The 22895-nt window shown below is 55.5% G+C and carries 20 protein-coding genes; 15 read left to right on the top strand and 5 right to left on the bottom strand.

The features are described from left to right. The first annotated feature begins 10 nt into the window (after positions 1-10). From C7820_RS11980 to nagE, 4 genes are all read left to right on the top strand, one after another. Positions 11-265, top strand: coding sequence for a hypothetical protein (locus tag C7820_RS11980; RefSeq protein ID WP_076167713.1), 255 nt, complete (start codon positions 11-13; stop codon positions 263-265). After that, complete coding sequence (locus tag C7820_RS11975) at positions 258-1469, top strand: GerAB/ArcD/ProY family transporter (RefSeq protein ID WP_116231116.1); 1212 nt, start codon at positions 258-260, stop codon at positions 1467-1469. Before C7820_RS11980 ends, C7820_RS11975 begins: the two co-directional genes overlap by 8 nt. A gap of 407 nt (positions 1470-1876) precedes the next feature. Further along, positions 1877-2371 carry a PTS sugar transporter subunit IIA gene (locus C7820_RS11970; RefSeq protein ID WP_116231115.1) on the top strand — a complete coding sequence of 165 codons (495 nt, stop codon included), beginning with the start codon at positions 1877-1879 and terminating at the stop codon, positions 2369-2371. A gap of 32 nt (positions 2372-2403) precedes the next feature. Further along, positions 2404-3870, top strand: a complete 1467-nt coding sequence (gene nagE / locus C7820_RS11965) for an N-acetylglucosamine-specific PTS transporter subunit IIBC (protein WP_116231114.1) — start codon at positions 2404-2406, stop codon at positions 3868-3870. Between the two features lie 65 nt (positions 3871-3935). Here nagE and C7820_RS11960 read toward each other — a convergent pair whose 3' ends face one another. From C7820_RS11960 to C7820_RS11950, 3 genes are read right to left on the bottom strand one after another with little or no spacing between them, the layout of a single operon-like run. Next, complete coding sequence (locus tag C7820_RS11960) at positions 3936-4361, bottom strand: cytidine deaminase (RefSeq protein WP_116231113.1); 426 nt, start codon at positions 4359-4361, stop codon at positions 3936-3938. A gap of 59 nt (positions 4362-4420) precedes the next feature. Further along, on the bottom strand, positions 4421-5782 hold the full coding sequence (locus C7820_RS11955) for a TrkH family potassium uptake protein (RefSeq protein ID WP_116231112.1): 1362 nt from the start codon (positions 5780-5782) through the stop codon (positions 4421-4423). A 37-nt stretch (positions 5783-5819) separates the two neighbouring features. Further along, entirely contained in the window at positions 5820-6824 is a 1005-nt protein-coding gene (locus C7820_RS11950) for a LacI family DNA-binding transcriptional regulator (RefSeq protein ID WP_116231111.1), read from the bottom strand. Positions 6825-7326: 502 nt separating this feature from the next. Between C7820_RS11950 and C7820_RS11945 the strand changes: the two genes are divergently transcribed. The 5 genes from C7820_RS11945 (at position 7327) to C7820_RS11925 (ending at position 14129) form a co-directional block, all read left to right on the top strand. After that, the gene (locus C7820_RS11945) at positions 7327-9117 is read left to right on the top strand and encodes an L-fucose isomerase (RefSeq protein WP_116231110.1); all 1791 of its coding nucleotides are present in this window, start codon (positions 7327-7329) and stop codon (positions 9115-9117) included. 27 nt (positions 9118-9144) lie between these two features. After that, entirely contained in the window at positions 9145-10641 is a 1497-nt protein-coding gene (locus tag C7820_RS11940) for a rhamnulokinase (RefSeq protein WP_116231109.1), read from the top strand. A gap of 32 nt (positions 10642-10673) precedes the next feature. Continuing rightward, positions 10674-11342 (top strand): class II aldolase/adducin family protein, encoded by a 669-nt coding sequence (locus C7820_RS11935; protein ID WP_116231108.1) that lies wholly within the window; start codon positions 10674-10676, stop codon positions 11340-11342. A 419-nt stretch (positions 11343-11761) separates the two neighbouring features. Beyond that, entirely contained in the window at positions 11762-13486 is a 1725-nt protein-coding gene (locus C7820_RS11930; RefSeq protein ID WP_116231746.1) for a proline--tRNA ligase, read from the top strand. 79 nt (positions 13487-13565) lie between these two features. Beyond that, positions 13566-14129 carry a GNAT family N-acetyltransferase gene (locus tag C7820_RS11925; protein ID WP_116231107.1) on the top strand — a complete coding sequence of 188 codons (564 nt, stop codon included), beginning with the start codon at positions 13566-13568 and terminating at the stop codon, positions 14127-14129. A gap of 91 nt (positions 14130-14220) precedes the next feature. On the opposite strand, the gene C7820_RS11920 is transcribed toward C7820_RS11925, so the two are convergent. Both C7820_RS11920 and C7820_RS11915 read right to left on the bottom strand, forming a co-directional pair. Beyond that, positions 14221-14967, bottom strand: coding sequence for a hypothetical protein (locus tag C7820_RS11920; protein WP_116231106.1), 747 nt, complete (start codon positions 14965-14967; stop codon positions 14221-14223). 364 nt (positions 14968-15331) lie between these two features. Beyond that, the gene (locus C7820_RS11915; RefSeq protein ID WP_116231105.1) at positions 15332-15901 is read right to left on the bottom strand and encodes a GNAT family N-acetyltransferase; all 570 of its coding nucleotides are present in this window, start codon (positions 15899-15901) and stop codon (positions 15332-15334) included. Between the two features lie 291 nt (positions 15902-16192). Here C7820_RS11915 and C7820_RS11910 point away from each other — a divergent pair, with 291 nt between their 5' ends. The 6 genes from C7820_RS11910 (at position 16193) to C7820_RS11885 (ending at position 22824) form a co-directional block, all read left to right on the top strand. Further along, entirely contained in the window at positions 16193-17794 is a 1602-nt protein-coding gene (locus tag C7820_RS11910) for an S-layer homology domain-containing protein (RefSeq protein WP_258875218.1), read from the top strand. 197 nt (positions 17795-17991) lie between these two features. After that, a complete protein-coding gene (locus tag C7820_RS11905; protein WP_116231104.1) occupies positions 17992-19041 on the top strand; it encodes an ArsR/SmtB family transcription factor in 1050 nt (349 codons plus the stop codon). Then, entirely contained in the window at positions 19034-20317 is a 1284-nt protein-coding gene (locus C7820_RS11900; protein WP_116231103.1) for an MFS transporter, read from the top strand. Before C7820_RS11905 ends, C7820_RS11900 begins: the two co-directional genes overlap by 8 nt. Positions 20318-20362: 45 nt before the next feature. Beyond that, on the top strand, positions 20363-21232 hold the full coding sequence (locus C7820_RS11895) for an MBL fold metallo-hydrolase (RefSeq protein ID WP_258875217.1): 870 nt from the start codon (positions 20363-20365) through the stop codon (positions 21230-21232). A gap of 102 nt (positions 21233-21334) precedes the next feature. Next, positions 21335-21817, top strand: a complete 483-nt coding sequence (locus C7820_RS11890; RefSeq protein WP_116231101.1) for a hypothetical protein — start codon at positions 21335-21337, stop codon at positions 21815-21817. 80 nt (positions 21818-21897) lie between these two features. Then, entirely contained in the window at positions 21898-22824 is a 927-nt protein-coding gene (locus C7820_RS11885) for a DMT family transporter (protein WP_116231100.1), read from the top strand. Positions 22825-22895 lie beyond the last annotated feature (71 nt).

Here is a 22895-nt window from a genome sequence, read left to right as displayed (position 1 = left end):
GGTGTTTCTTGTGGGTCCCGATTATATCATTACCGCAGCAACCTTTGCAGCTGTGATCTTGAATTTTATTGCGCTCAGGCGGAAGGCGTCAAAAAAGGAACTATGGATTTCAACGACGATCATGCTGTTCGGTGGGTTTTTGTATATCATGCTGATCATGGACATCCCGCTGCCGTCTTTTGTGATCGTGATGGGCCATGTTTTCGGACCTATCGCCAAGCCGGTCATGCAATGGGTGTCGGAGGGCAAGGTGATCCATGGATAAGGGCAAAATTTCGGCTCTGCAGTTTGCTTTGCTGATGTATTTGTATATTATCGGCACGGCCGCGCTCGTTCAGCCGCATACACTTGTGTCCATTGCTGGACAAGACGCCTGGTTCAGCGTCATCATTGTTGGAATCATTCAGCTCGGTCTCATTACGCTCTATATGAAACTCGGTTTTCGATATCCAAAACAGACGATTATCGAGTACGGCCGCATACTGACGGGTAAATGGTTCGGTTCGGCCATAGCAGTAGTATATATGTTTTATTTTTTGATTTTGACCGCCTATGTGGCACGGAATATCGGCAATTTTATCGGCTCGGTCGTACTCCCTCAAACGCCGCTGGTTGTTAATATGGTGGTTATCTTAATCCCGGTGCTTTACGGCTGCTATTTAGGGATTGAAGTTATTGGAAGGACGGGGGAAATTTTGTATCCGTGGGCGATGGGCGTTTTTGTCATTACAGCGCTGCTCTTGATCCCTAAAATGCATCCGGGCGAGCTGTTTCCGATGTTTCCCGAAGGGGTAATGCCGGCGATTAAGGCGGGTTATCCACTGCTAGGTTTCCCTTCGCTGGAAATTTCCATCTGCCTCCTGTTGATCCCGTTTGTACAAAACCAGCAAAAAATAAAAAAATATTTTTATGTCACCAGCGTGGGGACCCTGATCTCCGGCGCACTGCTCAGCGTAATCACGATCATGGTGCTTGGCGTGGACATGACGGCCCGATCCCCTTATGCTGTCTATGACGTGGCACGCGAGATCCGGATTGAGCGAGTGTTGGAACGGGCAGAGGTCATTGTAGGCATTATCTGGCTGATTACATCGTTCATGAAGCTTCTGATTTGCTTCTATGGTACCGTGATTACAACCGTGCAGTGCTTTGACGTAATTAATTACAAGAGCTTGGTGATTCCCTTTTTCTTTTTGCTGCTGCCGTTGTCCCTTTGGGTTCTTCGGAATACGGCGGAGCTGGAATGGTCCGGAATCGTTTACCCGATGATGGCGGTGTTCCCGGGATTCGTTATACCGGCAGCGCTGCTGATCGTTGGGAATTTCCGCAGTCGGAATAAGCAAGGTTCGGAAGCGCAGACACAGCCGCTGTCACAGTCACAACCGCAATCACAACCGCAATCACAGTCGCAGTCGCAGCCTCAGTCACAGATGCAGTCGCAGTCGCAGCCGTATCCACAGCCTGAGTAACATTCCAGTGTAAAAGCTTATCGACCAGGATACAAAATTGAATAGATTGGCTATTGACGTACCGCCGTATCTTGTTTTAATATAGGCACATAAGTGAATACTTGAAATTGGCGTGTTACCTTAACATTGGGCATGAGCCAAGAATCGATTCCTGCATGGAGTCTATTCTTGGCTTTTTTTGTTGGTCTTTTGGGGAGGAGTGTGTGGCATTGAAGGGAGCTCCCAACGTTTTGAAATCGCTTCCGTTTCAAAGGTTGTGTTCTCAGGCAGCTTCCAACTGCAAGCATATAACAGGTTCCCACATAGTTCATCCGTTCCTGGACATAATGGAAAAGATCCTTTTTTCATAGCCCGGATGATGACTACCGATCGGAGATTCACGCAGATTTCGTCAAGGAGGAATATTCATGTTTTCAAAATGGAAATCCAAAAAACAGCAAACGCTAGAATTTACGTCCCCGCTTACAGGTACGGCTGTACCGCTTGATCAGGTCCCGGATGAGGCCTTTGCAGGCGGACATATGGGCAAAGGGCTCGCCATTGAGCCTGGCGACGGCAAGCTGATCGCTCCGTTTGACGGCGTCGTGGCTCACGTGATCAAGTCCAAGCATGCGGTCATTGTTGAGCATGAGAACGGCCTGCAGTTCCTGTTTCATATCGGCATTAACACCGTAGGGCTGAAAGGCAGCGGATTTACTAGCCAGGTCAACACGGGAGACAAGGTGAAGGCGGGGCAAACGCTCATCGAATTCGACATCGAGGCGATTCGCGCGGCAGGTCTGCCGACCGTAACGCCAGTCATTATCACGAACAGCGAAGACAAAGTGGAGCAGATGGAAACGAAGCTGGGGGCTGTAACCGCCGGACAGACCCAAATCCTGAGCGTTACGCTTAAATCCTAAAGCTACTTTCGACGAGAAAGGGATGACAGAACATGCTAGCATTTCTGCAAAAAATCGGGAAGTCGCTGATGCTTCCGGTGGCGACGCTGCCGGCGGCGGCGATTCTGATGCGTTTTGGCAACATCGACTATATTAAGGACTTCCACCTGGGCAACCAGGTGGGATGGTTCCTGAACCACTACATTGCACCATTTCTGGATGCCGGCGGATCGACGATCTTCGATAACCTGCCGCTCATCTTTGCCGTCGGGGTGGCTATCGGATTGACGGGTGACGCTGTCGCCGCGCTCTCTGCCGTCATCGGCCACATTATTCTCTTAAAGGTGCTGGTTAAGGTACCGCTTGCGTTTACGACCGTTATGGATAAAGGCGCGGAGCTTAACACAGGGGTTCTCGGAGGCATCATCGTCGGTCTGATTTCCGCCTTTTTATACAACCGTTTTCATAAAATCAAGCTGCCGGACTGGCTCGGATTTTTCGGCGGCAAACGCTTTGTGCCGATTATTACGTCCGTCACGATGGTATTCGTCGGCATCGTTCTCGGCCTCATCTGGGGGCCTGTCCAGGACGTGCTGGATACGTTCGGCCGCTGGATCGTCAGTCTCGGAGGAATCGGCAGCGCGGTATACTTGATCGCAAACCGACTGCTCGTTCCGTTCGGCCTGCACCATATTATCAACTCGATCGTCTGGTTCCAGATCGGGGATTATACCGACGCAGCAGGTAAGGTCGTTCACGGCGACCTGTACCGGTTCTTTGCGGGAGATAAATCCGCGGGCATGTTCATGACCGGTTTCTTCCCGATTATGATGTTTGGCCTGCCGGCAGCGGCACTAGCAATTATCCATACCGCCAAGAAGGAGAAGCGCAAGGCGGTGGCCTCGATCTTTATCGGTGCCGCAGTCGCTTCATTCCTGACAGGGATCACGGAACCGCTTGAATTTGCATTCATGTTCGTCGCTCCTGTACTATATGGTATACATGCAGTACTGGCGGGGGTGGCCGGTTACGTGATGTATGCGCTGGGCGTGAAGCTCGGCTTCGGATTCTCGGCCGGTTTTATCGACTATGCGCTGAACTATCCGCTGTCCACCAAGCCGCTGCTGCTCATTCCGGTAGGTCTGGTCTTCGCGGTCGTGTATTACGTCCTGTTCCGGGTGCTGATCGTGAAGCTCAACCTGAAAACGCCGGGTCGGGAGGATGATGTTCAGGTGGCGGACGAAGCAATAGAAGGCGCCGCAGCAGATGCGGGCGTTGCGGCATCGGACAGCAAGGCAGCCAGAGTGCTCGCGAATATCGGGGGCACGGACAACATCGAAAGTATCGATGCATGCATTACCCGTCTGCGTCTTGTCGTCAAAGACGAGTCGGTCGTCAACGATCAAGGACTGAAGCAGCTCGGCGCTTCCGGCGTCATGCGGCTCGGCAAAGGCGCCGTCCAGGTGGTGTTCGGACCGCAGTCCGAGGTGCTGAAGGATGAAATCCAGAAGCTGATGTAATGACGCCGCGGTAAGACAAAGAGGCTCCCCATGAAGGGGAGCCTCTTTTGGCATTCGGCAGTGCATCAGGACGTCGTCCATTTTTCTTTCAGATCGTCATAAGCGGTGCTCCAGTGATAAGGCTGAATTTCCGCCAATGTTTTAAAGACGAGCTCGTTACCAGGGACGGTGACGGCGCATTTCACGCCCGGTCCCCAATAAAACAAGCGCTCCTGGCAGATCCCGCAAGGAGAGAGCACCTTGTACGGCGACATCTCGTCATCCCGTGCCAAGCAGATCGAATGCGTTACCTTCTTGTCCAGCTTGTGGGCTTCCAATATAGCCCCCGTCTCCATACATAGATGAGTGGAGTCGTTGATGACCTCCGGAGCCACGCTAGTGAGGATCGTTCCGTCTATAAGCCGGACGGCTGCAGCGCCGCCCCAGCCTGTCGGATACCTTGTTCTAATAAGTTCAATAACTTCATCATACATTTGTTGCTCAGTACTCATATCGACAGCCTCATTTCAAAAAATTGCGATCCCCGCATAAGTTGAGACCCACAACGGGTTTAACCGATAATGATTTTCCCTTCCGGATGATTGTACGGCTCCTTCTTGCTGTCCCGGGTCAGCGCGTACGCGAGGGTAAGCGGACCCAATCGGCCCAGGTACATCAGGCAGATCACCCATACCTTGCCGAAGGGGCTGAGCTCGGTGGTCAGTCCCATGGAGATGCCTGTCGTGCCGAAGGCCGAAGCCGATTCAAACAGGATTGACATAAAATCATGGTCTTCCGTCACCGACAGCAGCATGGCAAACAGGATGATCAGCAGAATGGACAGGAGCGTCAGCGTGATGGCTTTGTACACCACATCCTTGGCGATCCGTTTGCGGAACAGGACGACATCCTCCCGGCCGCGGATCATCGCATGCACGGCACCGAGGAGCAGCACAAACGTCGTAATCTTGATGCCGCCGCCGGTCGATCCGGGAGCCGCGCCGATGAACATCAACAGGATCATGAAGAACTGCGTTGACTGGTGAAGGCCGCCGATATCGACCGTATTGACACCGCCGGAGCGGGTCGTCACCGATTGGAACAGCGAGGCCCAAATCTTGCCGCCGGTACTAAGCGGACCCAACGTATGCGGATTGTTGACCTCCATCAGGAAAATGACGAGGCCGCCGACGAAGACAAGCACCGCAGTCGCGCTGAGCACAACCTTGCTGTGCAGTGAGATTTTGCGGACCTTCGGGTATTCCAGCAGGTCTGACAGCACGATAAAGCCGATCCCGCCCAGAAAAATAAGTGCCATCAGGACGATATTCATATACGGGTCGCTCACGAAGGAGGCCATACCGCTGAACGGTCCCTGCACGCTTCCCATCAAATCGAATCCGGCGTTGTTAAACAGCGAGATGCTGTGATAGACACCGAAATAGACGGCCTTGCCCAGCGGCAAGGAAAGGGAGAAGACATAATGGACCGCTAGCAGCAGTGCCCCCACTACTTCGATCAGCAGGGAATACAGAATAACCTTCTTGACCAGCCGGACTACGCCGTCGATGGTGCCGTGGTTCAGCGCTTCCTGCAAAACCAGCCGCTCTCTCAGCGAAATCCGCTTGTTCAGCACGAGCGCGATCAGCGTCGCCATCGTCATGAAGCCGATGCCGCCGACTTGGACCAATAGCAGGATGACGGTTTGTCCGAACACGGAAAAAGCCGTTCCCGTGTCGACGACCGTAAGGCCGGTCACGCAGGCGGCTGAAGTTGCGGTGAACAGCGCGTTCAGGGGCCCGATCGAGATGCCGGTAGCCGACGCTGCCGGCAGCGACAGAAGCAGGGCCCCGGCAGCAATCATAATCAGAAACCCGAACACCAGAATTTTAGGGGGCGTGAGCAGCCGTTTGGACCAATGCCCCCGGGTCATGCTTTTTTGTAAAATGAAACTCACCTCTTGCTGTGACTTAGATAGGTTTGGCAGACGAGCGGATCACCAGCTCTGACGGTAAAATCACCTTGCGGGACTCCGGAACGGAGCTGCCCCGAATCCGCTCCACCAGCAGCTGGATGCCCATGGCGCCAAACTGGTAAGCCGGCTGTGCCGCCACCGTCAGAAAGGGGTCCAGCGCCGACGATAGATCGAGGTCGTCGAAGCAAACGACGGAGATGTCCTCCGGCACCCGGAGGCCACGCTCGCGCAGATCCCGGATGACACCGACCGCCAATACGTTGTTGGCCGCAAAAATCGCGGTCGGAGGGGAAGGCTGCTCGAGCAGCTGCTCCAGATGATCATCCGCATGGTAATCACGGTAGTTCTGGTGGATGATGAGCGTCTCATCCAACGGGATGCCCTGAAGGGCCAACGCCTCCGCGTATCCCTCATAACGGAGCCGGGCCGTGGAGACGTCCAGGGAACCGTTGACAAGCGCGATGCGGCGATGACCCAGCCCGATCAGGTAATCGACAAGCTTCCGGGCGCCTTCCTTGCTGTCCCCGCAGATCATATCCGACTCGATTCCGGGCACCGCCCGGTCCATAATGACGAACGGGATGTTGTGAGCCCGCAGCTTCTCGAGATTTTTCAGCGACAGGTCCCCGGCCGGAGCAAACAGCACGCCATCGACCCGCGTGGACAGGATCATGTCGACATAATCCTTTTCCTTTGCGTAATCCTCGTCACTGTTGCCGAACAGAAGGCGGTAGCCGTACTGTTTGGCACCGTCTTCGGCACCGCGGGCCAGGCTCGTATAGAACGGGTTGGTGATGTCCGTGATGAGCAGGGACAGAATTTGTGTCTGCTGCAGGACAAGGCTCCGGGCATTTGAATTCGGTATGTAATTAAGCTCTTCCATCACTTTTTTGACTTTGCGGCGTGTCTCCTCACTGATCCGCCCGGTATTGTTGATGACCTTGGAGACCGTCATGGCCGAGACGTTGGCCTTTTGCGCTATATCGTAAATCGTTACCAATGTAAACCCCTCTTTGCTGTATATTCTATCAGAACCGCCCGGATAAAAGAAAATACGGATTGACAGTAATCGCTTTCATTGTTATTTTAAAGTTACCGATAACTCATTATACATTTTTTTGAGCATTTGACCCAGCATCAATGCAGCAGATCCAATTCAAGCAATCATGCAAGGCGTTTTGTACCTGGAGCTTAGGACGATCTAAAGAGCGGACGAGGCAGCGGGACCGGTATGTTATATAGAGCAGCAGCGTTGAAATTTCAGGAAAGCACTTTTCTTTTTTTGAAGAGATCAGCACGTGTTCCGGTTTAGTGACGGTGCTCCGATCAATCCATGTCGCTTTCAAGCCAAGCTTGTTCTGTATTCCAAAAATGCATGCCGATTGACGTTTTTCATAGGAACGACGGATTGGAAGGCTGTATATTTTTTTATTTTAGGGTTACCGGTAACCCCAAACGTAAGCAATGAAAAATGATAAGAAAAGCTGAGGAGGAAACAAACGATGGCCAACCAGAACGAAAGATGGAAGCACGGGTTCCCCAAGATCGGCATCCGGCCGACGATCGACGGCAGACGGAAGGGGGTTCGGGAGTCCCTGGAGGATATGACCATGAATCTGGCGAAGTCGGTCGCTGCTTTTCTTGGCGAACAGCTTCGCTACCCTGACGGTTCCCCTGTAGAATGCGTCATTGCCGACACCTGCATCGGAGGCGTGGCGGAAGCGGCGGCTTGCGCCGACAAATTTGCCAAAGCCGGCGTAGGCGTATCCATCACCGTGACGCCGTGCTGGTGCTACGGTACGGAAACGATGGACATGGATCCTTCGATTCCGAAGGCGGTATGGGGATTCAACGGTACGGAAAGACCGGGCGCGGTCTATTTGGCCGCCGTATTGTCTGCCCATGCGCAGAAGGGCCTCCCCGCGTTCGGCATCTACGGCCGGGACGTGCAGGATCTGAACGATCCATCGATTCCTGCCGATGTGCAGGAGAAGCTGCTGCGTTTTGCCAGAGCCGGTCTGGCCGCTGCAACGATGAAGGGCAAATCCTACCTTGCCATCGGCTCGGTGTCGATGGGCATTGCCGGATCGATGATCGATCCGGACTTCTTCCAGGAATATTTGGGCATGCGCAACGAGTATGTGGACATGTCGGAAATTACGCGGCGGATCGAAGAGGAAATTTACGATCCGGAAGAGTTCAAGCTCGCCATGGCTTGGGTGAAGGAGAACTGCAACGAGGGGCCGGACAACAATCCTGAAGCGATCCGGACTTCGCGCGAGAAGAAGGATAAGGACTGGGAGACCGTTGTCAAAATGACGCAGATCGTACGCGACCTGATGGTGGGCAATCCGCGGCTGGCGGAGCTCGGCTTTGAAGAAGAGGCCATGGGCCATCACGCGATCGTGTCCGGCTTCCAGGGACAGCGGCAGTGGACGGACCACTTCCCGAACGGTGACTTCCATGAAGCGATTCTGAATTCCTCGTTCGACTGGAACGGCATCCGGGCGCCTTATTTGGTGGCCACCGAAAACGACAGCCTAAACGGCGTATCGATGCTCTTCGGATACCTGCTGACGAATACGGCCCAAATCTTTGCCGACGTCCGTACATACTGGAGTCCCGACGCGGTGAAGCGGGTGACCGGTCATGAGCTCGGCGGAGCCGCGGCGAACGGCCTCTTGCATTTGATTAACTCCGGACCGGCGGCGCTGGATGGTACCGGGGAGCAGATGAAGGACGGCAAGCCTGCCTTGAAGCCGTTCTGGGAAATTACGCAGGAGGACGCGGACAACTGCCTCAAGGCCACGTCCTGGCGCCCGGCGGCAGTGGAATATTTCCGCGGCGGCGGCTTCTCGTCCGACTTCCTGACGCGCGGCGGCATGCCGGTAACGATGTCCAGGCTGAACCTGGTCAAAGGGCTTGGTCCTGTCCTGCAAATTGCCGAAGGATATACGGTCGACCTGCCTGAGGAAGTGCATGACAAGCTGGATCAGCGGACCGACCCGACGTGGCCGACCACCTGGTTTGCCCCGAACCTGACGGGTGAGGGAGCGTTCAAGGACGTGTATTCCGTGATGGATCACTGGGGAGCCAACCACGGTGCGATCAGCTACGGACATATCGGCGCGGACCTGATCACACTGGCTTCGATCCTGCGCATTCCGGTGAGCATGCACAACGTTTCGGAAGAGCAGGTATTCCGTCCGAGAGCCTGGGGGCTGTTCGGAACAAGCGATCCGGAGGGAGCGGACTTCCGGGCCTGCCATAACTTCGGACCGCTGTACAAGTAAGCATTTTCTACGGGCGAGGTGAGGCTAATGGGTTCGCAATCCTTACACATGCTGGCGGTGGATTTCGGGGCAAGCAGCGGACTCGCCGTGACGGGTGCATTCAATGGCCGAACGCTGTCCGTAAGCGAGGTGCATCGTTTCAATAACGAACCGGTTCGCCTCGGGAACCATTTTCACTGGGATTTTCTGCGGCTGTTCCATGAGCTGAAGCAGGGCATTCACGCTTCCCGGCGGATGGCGGGCGGTGCCCCGGTATCGGTGGCGGTGGACACTTGGGGCGTTGACTACGGCTTGGTGGATGCCAAGGGGAGACTGGCCGGCAACCCTTATCATTATCGGGACCTGCGGACAGAGCAGGTCATGCCGGAAGTGTTCTCAGCGATTCCGGAAAAAGAATTGTTCCGGCTGACCGGCATCCGCTCCTCCTCGATCAACACGATTTATCAGCTGTATGCCGAGGAGAAGGTCCGCTCCGGCTATGGAGCGGACGGGCTAAAAATGCTGATGATGCCGGATCTGTTTCATTACTATTTGTCTGGAGTCATGGCCAATGAATATACGATCGCCAGCACGAGCGGACTGCTCGATCCGCGCAGCCGTACATGGCACAGCGGCATTCTGAACACGCTGTCCATTCCGGAATCGCTGTTCTCGGAGATCGTGATGCCGGGAACGATGCTGGGACAGCTGCGGCAGGACATCCGCGAGGAGCTGCAGGTGCCGGACATGGCGGTAATCGCTGCGGCGGGCCACGACACGGCGGCCGCGGTGGCGTCCGTTCCGGCCGGGACTGCCCCGTATGCCTTCATCAGCTCCGGGACCTGGTCGCTGATGGGCATCGAGCTCGATCAGCCGGCGCTCAGCGATTACAGCCGGGACAGCCTCTTCAGCAATGAAGGGGGAGCGGGCGGCAACATCCGGCTGCTCAAGAACATCATGGGGCTGTGGCTGCTGCAGGAGTGCCGTCGCACGTGGGCGCTGGAAGGCACGCCGCTCACGTACGACGAGCTGACCGAGCTGGCGCTGTCGGCGCCGGAGAACGGCAGCTATATCGACGCTGCCGACGCCGTCTTCCTGCCGCCGGGCGGCATGCCGCAGCGGATCCGCGAATACTGCCGGGACAGCGGCCAGAAGGTGCCGGAGTCCCGCGCGGCCATCGTGCGCTGCATTGTCGAAAGCCTGGCACTTCAGTACCGCCAGACGCTGGACGAAATCGAGAAGCTCGCCGGAGAGCGGATGGAGCATATTCATATCGTCGGCGGCGGCATCCAGAACCGGCTGCTGTGCCAGCTGACGGCGAACGTCACCGGCCGTCCGGTGATTGCCGGGCCGGTGGAAGCCACGGCCATCGGCAATCTGATGATGCAGGCGCTGGCCCACGGCGAAGTGAAGAACCTTGCTGAGATCCGGCAGGTCGTTCTTGAGTCCTTTCCGCCGGAAACCTACCTGCCGGAGGATGCGGCGATGTGGGAGGAGCGCTATCAGCAGTACGTGAAGCTTTTTAAACGTCAAGAGACGGTATAAAGTATGTGTTCTATAAAGGAGAGTGGAGAGAAATGACTGTGCAGCTTGAACAGCAAGTCAGGGAAGAGTTGACCCGGTATGCCCGGAAAACGGTAGCCAAAGGGCTGGTAGTGGGACCGGGCGGGAACATTAGCGCGAAAGCGGGTAACATCATGCTGCTGTCTCCGAGCGGGTTTGCACTCGAAGACATTGAGCCGGAGCAGTGGATCCGGGTGGAGATCGACTCCGGCAACGTGCTGGATCAAGAGGTGCGGCCGTCATCAGAGGTACTGATGCATCTGTTTGCCTACCGGGTCAATCCGGATATCCAGGCGATCGTGCATACCCATCCGGCCCACTGCATCGCGTTGACGCTGGTCTCGAAGGAGCTGCCGATGCTGTTCCCGGACCAGGCCGCGCTTGTTGGCGACATCGCCTTTGTGCCCTACGTGCTGCCGACGACCGATCTGCTGGCCAATGCAGTCGCGGAGAAAGTCGGGGAACACAACTCGATTTTGCTCGAAAATCATGGGCTCGTGACGACCGGGAAAAATCTGCGCGAAGCGTACTACCGGACCGAAGTGGTGGAGGAAAGCGCGAAGGTATACCTCGCCGCCAAGGCGGTGGGCGAGCCGAAAGTGCTGACCGACGCCGAGTACAAAGAGATCCAGTCGCTCGAAAGCGAAGCCTACCGGGTGCAGCTCCTGCAGAAAATGAAGTGATATCCGGCTCTTGACATCGGTCTTGATCATCCTGTAAAGTATGGAAAAAACAAACCATGGTTTGTCAAATTTCCAAAGCGATGATCAAGAGCAACAGTTCATGAGGACCGGCGTTTTCCAGAGAAGAAACCCCTGGCTGAAAGGTTTCCGCGCACGGACATGAGCTTCCCGTCTTGTAGCTGCCGTGATGAAAGAATCTGCAGGTTCGAGTATTCATGGCCGGGTGATCCCGTTATATTGCCAATTAAGGACTGCCGTACATGCGGCGGTTGAATACAGGGTGGTACCACGAACACATTCGTCCCTTCAGGACGGATGTGTTTTTTGTTGTGTGAGATTGTGTTTTTGTTTGTGTTTGTCACGAATATGTGCTGCATTAAAAGATACGAGGAGGCTGATCGGCAATGAGCCGTTATATTATCAAGCAAACGTCCCTGCTAATCCCAACGCTGCGGGAGGCCCCTGCCGAAGCGGAAGCGCGAAGCCACCAGCTGCTGCTCCGGGCGGGCTTTATCCGGCAGCTGGCTGCTGGAATTTACAGCTACTTGCCGCTTGGCTGGCGCGTGCTGCGCCGGATTCAGACAATCGTCCGCGAAGAAATGGACCAGGCCGGGTTCCAGGAGCTGCACCTGCCGGCCATGCAGCCGGCCGAGCTGTGGGAGCGCTCCGGACGGTACGGGGCCTACGGGGCGGAGCTGATCCGCCTGCAGGACAGGCATGAGCGCGAGTTTGTGCTCGGACCGACGCATGAGGAGGTCATCACGGCGCTTGCCGCGAGCGAGGTGAATACGTACCGCAAGCTCCCGCTTCGCCTGTACCAAATCCAGACGAAGTTCCGGGATGAGCGGCGTCCGCGCTTCGGATTGCTCCGGGGGCGCGAGTTCCTGATGAAGGATGCGTATTCGTTTGACCGCAGCTGGGAGGAGCTGGACCGGACCTATCAGGCGGTCCGGGATGCTTACCGCCGTATCTTCACCCGCTGCGGCCTGAAGTTCAGCATGGTGGAAGCGGAGGCGGGAGCCATCGGCGGTGAAGGGGAAACCCATGAGTTCATGGCGCCCGCGGAAATCGGCGAGGATACGATCGTCAGCTGCCTGGCCTGCGGATATGCGGCCAATTTGGAGAAGGCCGCTGCTGCTGCCAGAGAACGTTCGGCGGATGAAGCGGAACGCCAAGCTCCCGCTATCGAAAAAGTCGCCACACCGAACACAAGGACGATCGAAGAAGTGAGCGCCTTCCTTGGGGTGCCTGCATCACAAATTTTGAAGACGATGATTTATAGGGCTGACGATAAGCCAGTCGCTGCTATCGTACGGGGAGATCATGAAGTCAACGAGAATAAGCTGGCCGCAGCGATTGGGTGCGTGACGCTTGAGCTCGCTGACCCGCAGGAGGTGCTGAAGGTGACGGGAGCGCCTCATGGTTATGCTGGACCTGTCGGCCTGGATATCCCTGTATATTTGGACCGGGATGCCGTTCTGTACGGCGGCGCGGTAGCCGGAGCGGGAGAGGAACATGCGCATGTGCGGAACGTGGTGCCGTCCCGGGATTTTCAGCCGGCGCATATCGGCGATTACCGCTGCGTGCAGGAGGGGGACCGCTGTCCAAACTGCGGGGAGACGCTGCATTTTGCCAAAGGCATCGAAGTAGGCCACGTCTTCAAGCTGGGCACCAAATACAGCAGCGTCCTCAATGCCGGATATACGGACGAAGCCGGCAGGGAGCAGACGATGATCATGGGCTGTTATGGCATCGGCGTTTCCCGCCTCCTTTCGGCAGTGGCCGAGCAATCGCCCGCGGAACAAGGGATGTGCTGGCCGCTCGGCATTGCCCCGTATTCTGTGCATCTGATTCCCGTCTCCGCCCAGGATCCGGATCAGGCAACGGTTGTGGAGCAGATTGCCAAGGAGCTTGCACGGCAGGGCGTGGAATGCCTCGTCGATGACCGGGAGGAGCGGCCGGGCGTGAAGTTCAAGGATGCGGACTTGATCGGCCTGCCGCTTCGCATTGTCGTAGGCAAACGGGCCGGGGAAGGCATCGTCGAGTGGACAGACCGCAGGGCCGGTGGACGGACTGAGATAGCGTGGCAGGAAGCTGCCCGGCTGGCTGCTGAAATTTGTTCTGCGTCATGGGAAACTCTATAATAGAAGGGATTATGCCTGCTCACGGGAATGGAATTTCCTGGGCAGATTAACCTTATGTATTGCTATGATGGAGGAAGCTATGACAATCAGACCCGCAAAACGAGAAGACGCGCATCATGCCGCCCGGCTGCTGTACGATGCGCTGCACGATGTTGCGAATCAATTAACCGGAGAGGACAGCGAGGAGGCCGTGCTGGCCGCGCTTGAAGCCTATTTTGCCGCCGAGGATGGCCGCCTTAGCTACAAGCAGACGCTGGTGAAAGAACTGGATGAACGGCCGGTAGGCTTAGTGGTGGCATACGGAGGCGACCAGGCAGCGGAGCTGGACCGGCCCATCCTTGCGAGGCTGCGATCCATGAAGCAGAACCCGGATTTGCAGCTGGATAAGGAAGCGGACCTCGACGAATATTACATCGACACGCTTTCGGTCTCGCCGGAGTATGGCGGACGGGGGATCGGCACGTCCCTGATTCGCGCAGCCGAGGAACGGGCAAGTGCATACGGATACGCTAAAATCGCCATGGCGGTTGTAACGGATAACACGAAGGCCCATTCGCTGTACTTGAAGCTCGGATACCAGACCGACAAAAACATTATGATTAACGGCCACGTGTATTATCATATGGTCAAGCATTTGGGCTGAAGGCAGCCTGCGAAAAATGAACAGCAAAAAGGACAGCCGTCGGGCTGTCCTTTGCTGCATTTATATACTGGCGGCGGTCATTTCTGGCACATCAAGCCTTCATTTCCCGGATCGGTTCAAAAATCGCCACCTGCCGCTTGCCGATCTTGAAATGCTGAAGCCGTTTATAACGGGCGTGCCCCAGCTTTTGGCTTTTGTCCGCGATCATCGCGACGACCGCACCTTCGCTGCTAAACAGCGGATAGATATGCTCGAATAAAGCGGACACCGGGTCGGCGTCGCCGCTTTCCCAGCTGACGAGATCCCCGTATGGAAGGTCGGTCAGCACCAGATGAATCGGCTGATCGACGTGATCCAGGTGATGCGGCTCCGTAATGTTGTCCTGAAAAACGACGCTTGCGTCCAAAGTCAGGCCCGAGACTGCAGACTCAAGGCGGGCCAAGCTCTCCAGCGCTTCCTTATGCGAAGGTTTGCCGTAGTTTTCGTACAGCTCCTGCAGCTGGAGCTCCCGTTCGCTGAGCCCCTGCTTCGTCAGGAGCGCCAAATTTTTGCCCGCGACGGACAGGGCGTTCGGATCGACATCCGAGGCATACATCCGCCGGATCCTAGAACCGTGAAGAAGACCGGTTATGGTCAGCAAGTAGGCTCCGCCGCAGCAGGGATCGTAAAGGGTATAAGGGCCGGAAATTCCCCGCTCCTCCAGAATGCCGAAGCACCGCTGGACGATTTCGCTTCCGAGCCGCACCGGGAAGGAGGTCACGCCGGGAGCATTATATAGTACCCTGCCGCTGGCGTAGTCCTCGTAGCTGCCCGCTTTTGTTTCATACAAGTATTGCATATCGTTTACCTTTCAGCCGTTGGTGTGTTTGCGTTTTTTATGAGATCAGAAAGTATAGTAGTTATTCTATATAACTGGTATCATTGTAGCACGGGAAGGGTCTCCGCCCAAACAGCCACACAAAAGAAGCGCGAAAAAGCCTCACGAAAGCCCCCGAGAGCTTCATGAATCCCTCATGAATCCCTCATGAATCCCTCATGAATCCCTTACGAATGCCTCACGAATTCCTTATGAAAATGCATCACGAATCCCTCATGACTGCCTCACAAATACCTTATGAAACTCTAAGGATAACCTTATTTTGAGCCTTCCCAAGGACTCAAGTTCGACCGGCAAATCGCAAGTCTTCCTTTTAAGCTCTCCGCTATTTCGCCACCTGCCCGAGTCCCGGCCATTCTTCCGCCGTCACGGCAAGCAGAACATGATCCTCCCACACGCCGTTGATTTGTAAATACCGCTCCGCAAGGCCTTCCCGGCGGAAGCCTGCTTTTTCCAGGACGCGCAGCGACCGCAGGTTCCGCGGCATGACGCCGGCCTGCACCCGGTGCAGCCCGAGGCTTCGAAACGCATGATCCACGCTCATGCGGACGGCCGCGGTCATATAACCTTTTCCGTTCTGATCCTGCGCCATAAAGTAGCCGATGTTGGCGTTTTGAAATACCCCCCGCGCAAATGCCGTCAAGGCAACCCGGCCGATCAGCCGATCCGATTCCTTTAAAAAGATGCCCAGCACACAAGCCTGGTCCAGCTCAGCGCCCGTGATGCCGTTCCACACGTCCTTGACCTGTCCTTCCAGCGTCCAGAACGAGTCGGGACGAATCGGTTCGAAGGGCTGAAGAAAGTCGCGGTTATTTCGGCGCAGCGTAAAAAGCGCCTCTGCATCCTCTTCCACCAGCTCTCTTAAATAAATGGCCTCATGCTGATCCAGCAGCATTACAATCCCTCCTTAATATAATATCGGTCGATGGCATTCCAACTATATTTCCGGCCGCTTCATACCGGCAGTCTGGATGCCTGCTTACAGTAATATAAGTCTAATTTCCAGGCCTGTCCATGGCAAATGCTGTCGTATCTTCCCTTTTTCATTCCACTTTATTCTGAAAGTTTTTATACCATATCTACCAATATTTAGCGATAAAATCGTCCGCATCTTTTTGATAGGATAAGAGTAAGCATTCTATGAAAGAAAAGAAAATCTATTCTATGAAAAGTGAGGCACCCTCCCTTGATTAAACCGCAAAAGTTAGTAACCTTATTTGCAGCATTCATGCTGGCCGCAAGTACTGGACCGGTATATGCCGCATCCGGCAGCTCAAGTCTGCCTTTTCATGACATTTCGGGGAGCTTCGCCCGGGATGAAATCGTCGACCTCGTTCACGAGGGCGTTGTTGAAGGAACGGGAGGGGGAGCGTTTGAACCGCGCAAAACGGTAACGCGTGCCGAGTTTACCGCCATGACGGACCGATTGCTTAAATTGAAGGAAGTGGACGGGGACATTCCCGCTTTTAGCGATGTTCCGCGTACATCCTGGTATTACGGCTGGGTGCAGGCCGGGCTCAATCTGGGCATTGTTCAGGGGAAAAGCGCCAGCACCTTTGAGCCGAAGGCGAATATTACCCGGGAGGAAGCCGCAGTCCTGATCGTTCGTGCGCTGAAAAAGGAACCCGCAGCGGTCAGCGCTGGGCAGCTGCCGTATCAGGATGCCGAGAGCATTTCCGCATGGGCGCGCCCTTATATCAAAGCCGCGGCTGCATTAGGCCTGATGGAAGGAGCGGACGGAAAATTCCGCCCCAAAGCCAACATGACCCGCGAAGAAACCGCGGCCGTGCTTGACCGCGTGCTGCAGATTTCGTCATGGGATCAGGCGATCCATTCCACGCCGGCGTCCTCTCTGCAGGTTGGATGGCAGAACGGATTGACCATCTCCCAGTTTATCGCCAAGGTGAAGGCATCCAACGTCAACACGATCGTACCCCGCTGGTTTTTTCTGGAGGAGGGAACCGGCTCCTTGTCCAACCACGTGGACGCCAGCCTGCTGAGCTGGGCGAAGCAGAATCATAAAAAAGTGTGGGCGCTTCTCGGCAATCACTCGGATCCTGAGCTGACGGACGATATTTTGACCGATCCTGCGAAGAAAAGCAGCGTGATCAAACAGCTGACCGCTTATGTCAAATCGTACGGGCTGAGCGGCATCAACGTCGATTTTGAAAATGTCAGCCCTCAGGACCGTGAAGCGCTGACGGCGTTCGTGACGGAGCTGGACCAAAGCCTTCGTACCGTGGGCGGCGTCGTATCGATCGACGTGTCGCCGGACCTTGGAACCGACTGGACGGAAGCCTTTGATTACAAGGCGCTGGGACAGGCGGCAGACTATATGATTCTAATGGGCTACGATGAGCATTGGGGCGGTGACCCGATCGCCGGGTCCGTATCTTCTTACCCTTGGGTGGAAAGCGCGCTGGACAAGCTTCTTCGCTCCGTGCCATCGTCCAAGACGATCCTGGCCCTGCCATTCTACACCCGGGACTGGACGCTGAAAGAAGGAGGAGCCACTTCGGAAGAATTGAACCTGGCCCAGCAGGGCGTCCGCACGCGTTCTGTGGCCTATAACCGCAGCTGGGACGACAGCCTAGGGCAGTACGTTTTCAAATATCAAAAACAGGGATATACCCATAAAATATGGATTGAGGACAGCAGGTCCATCACGAAAAAATATGTTATGGCAGCCGACCGGGGAGTGGCCGGTTACGCTTTCTGGTATATGGGGGCGGAGACGCCTGACGTATGGACGGCGATGTCCAATGCGGAAAGGTATGCTTCCTACTAATCATAACCAGTAAAATAGGTGGAGTCTGATCTTGGGATAGATCAGGCTCTATTTTTATAATATTATTCAGTAAAAATAGAATTTAGTGTTCTATAATTATTGAATTTATGAAGTTGATTGATTAGAATAAAACATATTAGCCCAGATTTTGGAATCAACCGGTATCAATACCATGGAATTTTGGGAGGAGATTAGGGATGAACTTACTGGATCTTTCCTTTAAAAGAACGAGCTATGAGGCCAAAGTGCAGACCTCCATCTGGTATGAGTGCGCGCTGGGTGCAGCCGTGCTGACCTATCCCAAGCTTCACGGGTCGCTGGACAAGCCCGGCGAATATTATGCCCAGCTGCGCCAAAGAGCCAGCAGCCGGCTCGAAGCCGAGCTTCAGTTCTGCCAGGAGCATAACACCTGGAAAATGCTGCTCCAGCTGCTGCATTCCTTGAGCTTCGAAACGATTGAGAGCTTTGCAGTGGAGGCTCATGCTCTAAGCAGGGAGGAGTTCCGCTATCTTGTCCTCCCGTACCTGGAGACAGCTTTGGAGCCAGCCCGCAGACGGGCGGCGGAAGGAGACGCTGCTGGTGCGGAAGAGATGATGGATGCCTGCCGCGGACACCGTTTTTTTCCACAATTGATTCATGATGTGATGACCACAGATGCCGATACGCTTAGGGACCATCTGATTGCTCTGCTGCAGCTGTGGGACGCGGAGTTTATGGAACACGAGCGGGAGATAACGGCTGCCGTGCTGAAGCGGGATGCGGAGGAGAAGGAGGCCTGGCTTCGGACGCTTTCACCTGAGGAGGCTGTCCTGAGGGCTACCGGTGTGGAATATGCCCCCGAGCCGGGGGTTCAGCAGGTGCTGCTCATTCCCCAAATCATTTATAGGCCGTTTACGGTCGAGGCTTCGCTGCCGCAAACGAAGGTATTTTATTATCCTGTCAGCGAGACCAGCCTGCCGGGGCTCCGGGATCCTTACGAGCCGCCGTCCAGGCTGGTGCAGATCTACAAGGCGCTGGGAGATGACAAAAGGCTCCGCGCCTTGAAGCTGATCGCCGGGAAGGACCGGACGCTGAAGGAGCTGACCGACGTCTTGGGGCTGGGGAAAACGACGGTGCATCATCATCTGGCCGTTCTGCGCGCAGCCGGTCTTATCCGGGTGAAGGGCGGCAGCTATGCCTGGAACCCGCAGTCGCTGCACTATCATGAACGGGAGCTGAACGAATTTTTGACTGGCAGCCATGATTAATAGGCAGAGCCCGGAACAAGCGGAGGGTGATTTCGCACAGCCGAGGCGGTGGCCGCAAAATTTCGCATGGCTGTATGCGGACCAGCAGCTGTCCGTGTTCGCCGGCACCTGCGGTACGTTTACCCTCTCCTGGCTGCTGTACGAGGTGACAGGCTCCACAGTGGCGATGGGAGGGCTGTGGCTGATCAGCTTCGCTTCCCAATGGGGCGTTCAGCTGCTTGCCGGTCCCCTGATCGACCGGTGGAAAAGAACGGCGGTCATGAAACTGTCGGAAGCCGTCCGGGCTGCGGTATATCTTGCCGCGGGTCTGATGTGGATAGCCGGGGAAAGACAGTCATATATATTGTATACGGCATCTTGGATCAGCTCGTTTGTCATGTACGACCTTGCTTCCGGTGCCCTGCTTCCGAAGCTGGTCAGGCCGGAAGAACTGACCCGCAAAAATGCATGGATGTCGGGAAGCGTGCAGCTGATACGGACCTTAGCCTTCCCGCTGGCGGGTCTTGGCGTGCAGGTCCTTCAACCGGGAACCCTCCTTCTGATCCTGTCCTTGCTGTTTGCCGGCTCTTTCCTGTGCATCTGCTGCATTCGGGAGGGGCCACCTGCCTACGCTGCTTCTGCTGGACAAGGCCGATCAGGCGCGGGAGCGGCTTGGTTCGGTCAGATCCGGGCCGGATGGAGGGTATTTTCGGGCAACCGTCTGCTGGTGGCGCTCGCTTTGTTCGTCTCCGTTACCAGCTTTGGCGTAGCGGCTACGCAGGCGATGTATATCCCGTACGTCTCGGAGGTGCTTGGGGGGGGCGCGGCGGAATATGGCTGGTTTACGGCCGCATTTCCCTGTGGGTATGTGCTGGGCAGCTGGGCAGCCGGCAGAATAAAGGGAACCTCTCCAATGCTTGGCACCATGCTCGCCGCTCTCCTGATCGGCGGGGCGACTTACGTCGGGTTGTCGCTCGTTCGGAGCCTGCCTGCTGCCTTGGTGATCGAGCTGGCCGCGGGGATCGCTATGCCGTTCTGGAATGTTTTCAGCAGTAATGTTTTCTACAGGCTGGTCCCCGAGCAGGTCCTTGGGCAGGTTTTATCGATGCGGATGCTGCTCGTCAAATCTGCCGGGCCGCTTGGTATCCTCTACGGCACTTTTTGCGCCGCGGCGTACGGAATTCCCCGGCTGTTCCTGACGGTCGGACTGCTGATTATGGCTGTGACGGGAACCGGTGTGGCCTGGACGATGATTTTCAGACATAATCCGGCGGGTGATTTGAGAAAATATCCATAGGAAAACAACCGTTTTACATACCACATGAAGGAAAAGAGGTTGACTATGGAGAAAGGTACCGATCAAGAGCTGTCTTACGGATCAGACTATCATTATATTCCCGCCACCTCGGCGGCCAGCGGTGAGGGCGTGGAGGTACGCCCGGACGTATACAGCTACACGGTGCAAATCGTCAATATTGTGCTGGCAGGTAATCCGCAGGCTGGATCGTTCGTATTGATTGATGCAGGTATGCCGGGTTCGGCGGACGACATCATCCGGACGGTGGAAGAGCGCTTCGGGTCCGGCCGCCGTCCGGAAGCGATTATATTGACTCATGCCCATTTTGACCACGTGGGCGCACTGATCGATTTGGTGAAGCACTGGGAAGTCCCGGTATATGCCCATAAGCTGGAGATGCCATACCTGATGGGACAGGAGAGCTATCCGAAGCCCGACCCGACCGTGGAAGGCGGAATGCTCGCGAAGCTGTCCTTTGCGTTTCCGAACGAACCGGTCAACGTGGGACCATGGGTCAAGCCGCTGCCGGATAACGGAAGCGTACCGGGCATGCCGGAATACAGGTGGATCCCTACGCCGGGACATTCGCCCGGGCATGTATCCCTGTTCCGGGAAAGGGACCGGACTTTGATTGCGGGGGACGCCTTTACGACCGTCCGGCAGGATGAACTCTATAAAGTGCTGACCCAGAAGGTGGAAATTAGCGGACCGCCGCGGTATTTTACGCCGGATTGGTTGGCGGCCTGGCAGTCGGTCAAACGGCTGGAGGCTCTGCACCCGGATGCAGCCGTCACCGGGCACGGGGAGCCCGTAAATGGTGAGGTGCTTGAGGCGGGATTGAAGAGACTGGCGGAACAATTCGACAGCCTGGCCATTCCAGATCACGGGACCTATGTGAAACGGTACGAACATTAATCGCAGCTTAGAACGATCAGCCGTACACCGGGGGCCATACTTCTGGAATGCGGCTTTTTTTATCAAAATACAACGTTTGAAGAAAGGAAGTGAACCGCTCTCTTGTCCGTAAAATCGGTGAAATGGTATGCCGTGCTTGTGCTGCTGTGCGTACTCCTCGTGTATCTCGTCGACCTGACGACCTTTCGTTACAACGGGAGGACGATATCCGGCAACGGTAATCCCGGACTGCTGTTTTTGTTTCCGGCCTGGACGGCCGCGCTGATGCTGATGATCGCGACCTTTATAATGGCCGTCAAATATTTTGACGATCTCAGCGACCATATCGTAAAGAAGGCTTACCGGATCTGGTTACCGCTTTTTTCCCTGCTAGCCCTGCTCCTGTCCGTTTATTTCCAATACCGCAAAATCATGCAGTGGATGGATACATACCGTCAGATGACGGAGAGGCTTGGCTCGCCGCTATTCCTTGGCGCTCTAAATCCGTATAATAATTCACTCTACTACAATGCCCATATTTTGTTATTCTGTGTATCGGCGGCCATGTTATGCGGATGGTGGGTCGTATCCAGGCGACCGTACTAAACTTTCGGCATGACGGGGAGGATGAGGCGTGCTACAATAACATGTTGTAACGCACCCAATGTCAGTTGAAAGGAACATCCATGAGAAAAACATCCGCACCCCTACCTACCTTCATTCCATTACTGATCGGCATTACGGCGATATCGTTCTCTTCCATCTTCGTAAAATGGTCGTCCGCGCCTGCGTCGGTGCAGGGCATGTACCGTCTGTTGTTCACCGCGATTTTGATGCTTCCCTTCCTGAAGCCCCATTGGAAGGAATTACGGGCGCTTTCCATAAAAAATTGGCTGCTCCTCGGGACGTCCGGCTTTTTCCTCGCGCTTCACTTTCTGCTCTGGATGGGGTCGCTCAAGCTGACGAGCGTCTCCAGCTCAACGATTATATTAGCGCTGGAGCCGGTTTTTATCGTCATCGGGGCGTTCTTCTTTTATAAGGAAAAAACGTCGGCTGCCGCCATTTCGGGCATGGTGGTCGCCATTGCCGGAGCCGTTCTGATCGGGCTCGGCGATATCGGCGTTTCCCGTGACAATCTGCTTGGTGATCTGCTGTCCGTCCTAGGCACGCTCGCGGTGTCCGTGCACATGCTGGTCGGGCAAAAAATGGTCGCCCGCGTGCCATCCTTTGTGTACAGCTTTGTCGTGTTTCTTTCGGCTGCGGTCGTGTTTGCTATATATAACGCGGCAGCCGGGGTGTCTTTTACGGCATACCCGGGACGGGACTGGGGAATATTCCTGCTGCTGGCCGTCGTCCCGACGGTATTTGGCCATCTGCTGTTTAACTGGCTGCTGCAGTATGTGCCCGCATCAACGATTTCGATGAGCATTCTGGGAGAACCGGTTGGGGCGAGCCTGCTCGCGTTCCTGATCCTTGGTGAAGCGATCACGTTGTTTCAGCTGGCGGGGGGCCTCTTGGCGATTGCCGGCCTGATCGTATTTCTGAACGCCGGAAAGTTCAAAACCCGGCCGAAAAGCGATATTCCTGTCGAGCCAGCCCATCCGGCCCCATGATTTGACCAACAATGAAGCGGCTCCGACTTATGGTCGGAGCCGCTTTTTTTTGCGCTGAAAACACTTCATGC

The organism is Paenibacillus sp. VMFN-D1 (genome assembly GCF_003386155.1).
Taxonomy (GTDB): Bacteria; Bacillota; Bacilli; order Paenibacillales; family Paenibacillaceae; genus Paenibacillus_AQ; species Paenibacillus_AQ favisporus.
Note: the sequence above shows the minus strand (reverse complement) of the source record. Positions and strands in the feature narration are given on the sequence as shown.